Genomic DNA, 5,914 nt, shown 5'->3' on the forward strand with positions numbered 1-5,914 from the left:
CATCAGCGTAGGGATAACCAGATCCGGCACTGTCAGATCAGGGATCACCGCACGCCCCAACGCACCTGCCAGATGCATACCAAACATCAGGATCGCCACTACGATGGTGCCGATGATAATGCCGCGGTGTACAGCTTTGCTGTCTTTATAAGATATGCAGCGTACTGCTGTATGCGGCAGCCCAATTACGCCAAAGCACACCAGTACCCAGAATGAGGTCATGAACGTGGGTGACAGAATGTCATCCGCGCCTTGCGGCGAGACCAGTTTAGGGTCGATAGTTTGCAGGGTTACCACCGCATTGCTGAGGCCACCGGCAGCATGAACGACGCCGACCAGCAGAACAATAGTACCAATCAGCATCACCATACCCTGCATGGTGTCGTTCAGTACGCTGGCGCGAAAACCGCCGAACGCCGTATACAATGCGATACTGACGCCAAAAATAAGCAGACCGGTTTCGTAAGGTATACCCGCAGCGGTTTCAAGCAAACGTGCGCCGCCAATAAACTGTACGGTCATTGCACCGACAAACGCGACCAGCAGGCTAAGGCTTGCCAGCCACACAAGCAGGCGACTCTGGTAGCGGGCAAACAGCATATCGTTGAGGGTAACGGCATTATAACGGCGAGCCAGAATCGCGAATTTCTTACCAAGAATCCCCAAAGAAAGCCAAACGGCGGGCAACTGGATCATCGCCAGCAGCACCCATCCCAGCCCGTATTTGTAAGCGGCGCCAGGACCGCCAATAAACGAACTGGCGCTAATGTAGGTTGCCGTTAGCGTCATGGCTAATACGACCCCGCCCATCGAGCGGCTGCCGAGGAAATATTCATTCAGGAAAGTGCCGGTCGATCTCTTACGCATGGCGTAAACGGAAAGACCGAAGACCACCAACAGATAGGCGACCAGCGGCAAAATAACTTCAAGCTGCATCGTCATCCTCCAACGGAATGTCGCGATAGATAAACTTCACCATCGCCCAGCACAGCACGATGAAAACCAGCGGCGTTAGCAGGCAGGCCATTTCGAACCAGTGTGGTAAGCCGGTAAAACCGAGCGTGGAATCTGGTAAGTAAGCGGCCACTAACCATGTGGCAAGATATAAAAGGGTCAGCCACAGCGCCCAGCGCGCCTCTTTATGGGCCTGAACAAAACGAGCGTCCATTTTTTGTCCCTTGTGGATAAAGAAAGCGGGGATTGTACCTTATGGCACGTGCGGGAGGGGAGAAAAACAAAAGGCCGGAATTTCCGGCCTTTTCAGTTAACGCACGCTTACTTTTCCTGAAGTCCGAGTTTTTTCTCCAGATAGTGGATATTGGTTCCACCGTGCTGGAAATGCTCGTCATTCATGATGCGGATCTGCAGATCAACGTTGGTTTTGATACCGTCGATGATCAGTTCCTGCAACGCGTTTTTCATACGGGCGATTGCTACGTCGCGGTTTTCGCCATAGCAGATCAGCTTACCGATCATTGAGTCATAGTACGGAGGTACGGTGTAGCCTGCGTAAATATGAGACTCCCAGCGCACACCAAAGCCACCCGGTGCGTGGAAACGTGTGATTTTACCCGGGCTTGGCAGGAAGGTGTTCGGGTCTTCGGCGTTGATACGGCATTCTACCGCATGGCCTTTAACCACAACTTCATCCTGCTTGATGGACAGCGGTTGTCCCGCAGCGATGCGCAGCTGCTCTTTGATCAGGTCAACGCCGGTGATCATTTCGGTTACCGGGTGTTCAACCTGAATACGGGTGTTCATTTCAATGAAGTAGAACTCGCCGTTTTCGAACAGGAACTCGAAAGTACCTGCCCCGCGATAGCCGATATCAACGCACGCTTTGGCGCAACGCTCGCCGATGTAGCGACGCAGTTCCGGAGTAATGCCCGGTGCTGGTGCTTCTTCGACGACTTTCTGGTGACGACGCTGCATGGAGCAGTCACGTTCTGCCAGATAAATCGCGTTACCCTGACCGTCTGCCAGCACCTGAATTTCGATGTGGCGTGGGTTTTCCAGGTACTTCTCCATGTAAACCATGTCGTTGTTGAAAGCCGCTTTCGCTTCCGCTTTGGTCATGGAGATGGATTGTGCCAGTTCGGCATCGCTGCGCACGACGCGCATACCGCGACCGCCGCCGCCGCCGGAGGCTTTGATAATAACTGGATAACCGATGCGCTTCGCATGAGCGCGGTTAGCGTCCATGTCGTCGCCCAGCGGGCCGTCAGAGCCTGGGACTGTTGGTACGCCAGCTTTCTTCATCGCGGTAATTGCGGACACTTTGTCGCCCATCAGGCGGATGGTGTCGGCTTTCGGGCCGATGAAGATAAAGCCGGAACGTTCTACCTGTTCAGCAAAGTTGGCATTCTCAGAGAGGAAGCCATAGCCCGGGTGAATTGCCACTGCGCCGGTGATTTCAGCAGCGCTAATGATAGCCGGGATGTTCAGATAGCTTTTTACGGACGGAGCCGGGCCAATACAGACCGTCTCATCCGCCAGCAATACGTGTTTTAAATCGCGATCCGCGCTTGAATGCACAGCGACAGTCTTGATGCCCAGCTCTTTACAGGCACGCAGAATACGCAGGGCGATCTCACCGCGGTTGGCGATAACAATTTTATCCAACATGTTCGCCTCGTTATTCGATGACGACCAGCGGCTCGTCAAATTCTACCGGTTGACCGCTTTCTACCAGAATCGCTTTCACTACGCCGGATTTGTCGGCTTCGATCTGGTTCATCATTTTCATGGCTTCAACGATGCACAGGGTATCGCCCGCATTCACTTTCTGGCCGATTTCGATGAACGCTTTCGCATCTGGGCTCGGGGTGCGGTAGAACGTACCAACCATTGGGGAGCGTACGATGTGACCACTGATTTCCGCTGCTGCCGGAGCTTCCATACTTGGAGAGGCAGTTTGTGCGACAGCGTTAGACAGAGCTGGCTGCTGCATCACTGGTGCAGCATAAGCCTGTTGCATCATTGGAAAACTTGCAGCTGGCGCCGCACGGCTGATGCGTACAGACTCTTCGCCTTCAGAAATTTCCAGTTCGGAGATGCCTGATTCTTCAACCAGCTCGATCAGTTTTTTAATCTTACGAATATCCATGAGTGGGTTCCGTACTCTTTGTTTAGTGAGATTGTGACAAGCGTTTTACCGCCGTCTGTATAGCATTTTTATAACAGTGAGTGACAAGATGCCACGCATCTCAGGCATTGCACTGGGTGCGGTTGCCATTAAGTGAGATTGCCAGACTTGTTAGTCATTGTGCGGCTATCTTCTGCCATTTTCGGGTAAAAGACAAAATATACCTTCAACATGCGAATGTCACCCTTTCAGCGCTCTAAAAACGCTACCGGGGATAGCAAAGTCGCACATTATAACTATTTCGTAGCAATTGGCAGCTAAATACTGGTCTTATCAGGGAAGATAATCAACCGTTAACATGTAAAGAAAATCGGATCGTCCACATTTTGTAACGCACTGCACATAACGTGAAACTACCGCCACCACTGGCGAAACTTCTTGTAACGGCAGGCTAACAACACCACAGCGAGTGCTGCATAAATAATCGGTTGAGGGGAGATAATTTTTACCGACCACAGATAATGTATGGGTGCCAGGATCGCCACAAGATAGACGAAGTTGTGCAAATACTGCCAATTTTTGCCCAGTTTTCGCTGAGCCGACTGGGTGGAGGTTAACGTGAGGGCGAATAATATGCCCCAACTGGTAATGCCCAGCATCAAATAAGGTCGCGTGATTAATTCCCGTCCTAACAGCGCCAGATTATGAATGCCCAGTTCCAGGAGTGCGTAGCTGGTTAAATGCAACGTTGCCCAGGCGAAACACCATAGCCCTAACAGGCGCCGTGTGCGTATCAATAATGGCTGTTTAGCGTAGCGCGTGAGGGGAGAGACCAGCAAGGTCGCCAGCAAGAATTTCAGAGCTGTCCTACCGGTAAAGTGCTGGATATCTTTGACCGGGTCTGCGCTCAGACCACCGTGATTCACCGCCCAAAATAGCCATACAAACGGTAAAAAGCCGGCAAGATGCAGGCAAACTTTCAGTCCGGTAATGTGCTTTGCAGTCAGGCGCACTTAAAAATTCTCCTGCAGATTAAGACCACGGTACAGCGAAGCGACCTCGTCGGCGTAACCATTAAACAGCAGCGTGGGTTGGCGCTGAACGTCCAGAATACCGCCTGCGCCAATAAAACGCTCAGTGGCCTGGGACCAGCGCGGGTGATCGATATGCGGATTCACGTTGGCATAAAATCCATATTCATTGGGGGCGGCCAGATTCCAGGTTGTTGGGGGGCGTTCGCGGGTTAGTTTAATACTCACGATCGACTTAATGCCTTTAAATCCGTATTTCCACGGCACAATTAAGCGAATGGGCGCGCCATTTTGTGGGGGAAGAGCTTTTCCATAAACCCCCACGGTAAGCAGAGTGAGTGGATGCATAGCTTCATCCAGACGCAGTCCTTCAACATAGGGATACTTCAGCCCGCCGCCAATAAAGCGATCTTTTTGTCCGGGCATTTCATCCGGTGCGTAGATCGTTTCGAAGGCGACATATTTTGCGTTGCTGGTGGGTTCAACCTGCGCCAGCAGTTTATGTAACGGAAAACCAATCCACGGCACGACCATTGACCAGGCCTCCACACAGCGCATCCGGTAAATCCGTTCTTCCAGTGGGAAACGGGCGGTCAGCGCATCGTGATCGAGGGTGAGTGGTTTTGCCACCTCACCACTGATTTTTAACGTCCACGGATCGGTTTTCAGACTGCCAGCATTGGCTGCCGGATCCGCTTTATCGAGACCGAACTCATAGAAGTTGTTGTAGCCAGAAACTTTATCCGCCGGCGTTAAAGGAAGCGAATTTTGCCAGGTGGCGGGTTTGCTGAAATCAAGCGGCTTACCCGCGGGCGCGGGCGGGCGGTCATTCCCCTTAAACCAGCTAAGAAGATCAGCCTGCGCAGAGAGGGGGAAAGACAACGCGGCGGCGCTGATCCCTAATGCTTTCAGTACCTGGCGGCGTTGCATAAAAAAAGCCGACTCGTCAGTGACGTCGGCTTCTGTAAATGGACGTAATTTCTTCATAACAGACTCCCGGCTTACGCGTCATAACTGACAGGGGACGCGTAGTTAATATGGCAGGGAGTCTGTAGATATGCCGCGAAATTTCGTTAATTAAGTGTAAATTTCTGCGCCAGAGCTTGTTACTTCACCTTCACCAGCGTACGACCTTGCACCTGGTTATTGATGATGGCATCGGCAAACTTCGGCGCATCCGCCAGCGTAATCTCCGTGGCGGCCTGAGCATAGAAAGAGTCCGGCAGATCCTTAACCAGACGCGCCCAGGCTTCTGCCCGGCGTGCCGGCGGGGTCATTACCGAGTCCACCCCTTGCAAACGAACGTTACGCAGAATGAATGGCATCACCGTCGTCGGCAGAGCGAAACCGCCAGCCAGACCGCAGGCGGCAACGCAGCCACCGTAGTTCATCTGTGCCAGGACTTTTGCCAGAACTTTGTCGCCAACGGTATCAACCGCACCAGCCCACAGCTGTTTTTCCAACGGGCGAGATTCAGCAAATTCATCGCGGCTAAGGATACGGTCAGCGCCCAGGCTCTTCAGGTAGTCGTGAGTGCTTTCGCGACCCGAAACCGCCGCAACCTGATAACCCAGCTTATGCAGTAACGCCACGGCCGTGCTGCCCACGCCGCCGCTGGCGCCAGTGACGACAATCTCACCGTCTTGCGGGCGAATACCTGCATCTTCAAGCGCCATGACGCACAGCATGGCGGTAAAGCCAGCGGTACCGATGACCATGGCTTTACGTCCGTCCAGCCCTTGTGGCAGCGCAACCAGCCAGTCGCCTTTCACGCGTGCGCGTTCGGCCAGTCCACCCC

Annotated in this window: 7 protein-coding genes; all 7 read right to left on the reverse strand. The window is 53.1% G+C overall.

Going from position 1 to position 5,914, the window contains the following annotated elements:
* Positions 1-936, reverse strand: a 936-nt coding sequence (gene panF, locus FDW87_RS21565) for a sodium/pantothenate symporter (RefSeq protein ID WP_252362963.1), incomplete at its 3' end; no start/stop codon positions are given.
* Positions 926-1,168 carry a YhdT family protein gene (locus FDW87_RS02640; RefSeq protein WP_016154721.1) on the reverse strand — a complete coding sequence of 81 codons (243 nt, stop codon included), beginning with the start codon at positions 1,166-1,168 and terminating at the stop codon, positions 926-928. The genes FDW87_RS02640 and panF, both read right to left, overlap by 11 nt.
* A gap of 107 nt (positions 1,169-1,275) precedes the next feature.
* Positions 1,276-2,625: an acetyl-CoA carboxylase biotin carboxylase subunit gene (accC, locus tag FDW87_RS02645; RefSeq protein ID WP_003828838.1), complete on the reverse strand. Its 1,350-nt coding sequence runs from the start codon at positions 2,623-2,625 to the stop codon at positions 1,276-1,278.
* 10 nt (positions 2,626-2,635) lie between these two features.
* Positions 2,636-3,106 carry an acetyl-CoA carboxylase biotin carboxyl carrier protein gene (gene accB / locus FDW87_RS02650; RefSeq protein ID WP_003025210.1) on the reverse strand — a complete coding sequence of 157 codons (471 nt, stop codon included), beginning with the start codon at positions 3,104-3,106 and terminating at the stop codon, positions 2,636-2,638.
* 392 nt (positions 3,107-3,498) lie between these two features.
* Positions 3,499-4,098, reverse strand: a complete 600-nt coding sequence (gene msrQ, locus FDW87_RS02655; protein WP_137379430.1) for a protein-methionine-sulfoxide reductase heme-binding subunit MsrQ — start codon at positions 4,096-4,098, stop codon at positions 3,499-3,501.
* Positions 4,099-5,103, reverse strand: coding sequence for a protein-methionine-sulfoxide reductase catalytic subunit MsrP (gene msrP / locus FDW87_RS02660; RefSeq protein ID WP_137379431.1), 1,005 nt, complete (start codon positions 5,101-5,103; stop codon positions 4,099-4,101).
* A gap of 119 nt (positions 5,104-5,222) precedes the next feature.
* A partial coding sequence (locus FDW87_RS02665; protein WP_252362964.1) for an acryloyl-CoA reductase occupies positions 5,223-5,914 on the reverse strand: 692 nt, incomplete at its 5' end.

The sequence above is a fragment of the Citrobacter sp. wls826 genome, assembly GCF_005281245.1.
Lineage (GTDB): Bacteria > Pseudomonadota > Gammaproteobacteria > Enterobacterales > Enterobacteriaceae > Citrobacter > Citrobacter braakii.

Excerpts from the sequence above, each read along its gene's own strand:
- FDW87_RS02640 (WP_016154721.1), bottom strand. The coding sequence starts at position 1,168 with ATGGACGCTCGTTTTGTTCAGGCCCATAAAGAGGCGCGCTGGGCGCTG.
- msrP (WP_137379431.1), bottom strand. The coding sequence starts at position 5,103 with ATGAAGAAATTACGTCCATTTACAGAAGCCGACGTCACTGACGAGTCG.
- accB (WP_003025210.1), bottom strand. The coding sequence starts at position 3,106 with ATGGATATTCGTAAGATTAAAAAACTGATCGAGCTGGTTGAAGAATCA.
- accC (WP_003828838.1), bottom strand. The coding sequence starts at position 2,625 with ATGTTGGATAAAATTGTTATCGCCAACCGCGGTGAGATCGCCCTGCGT.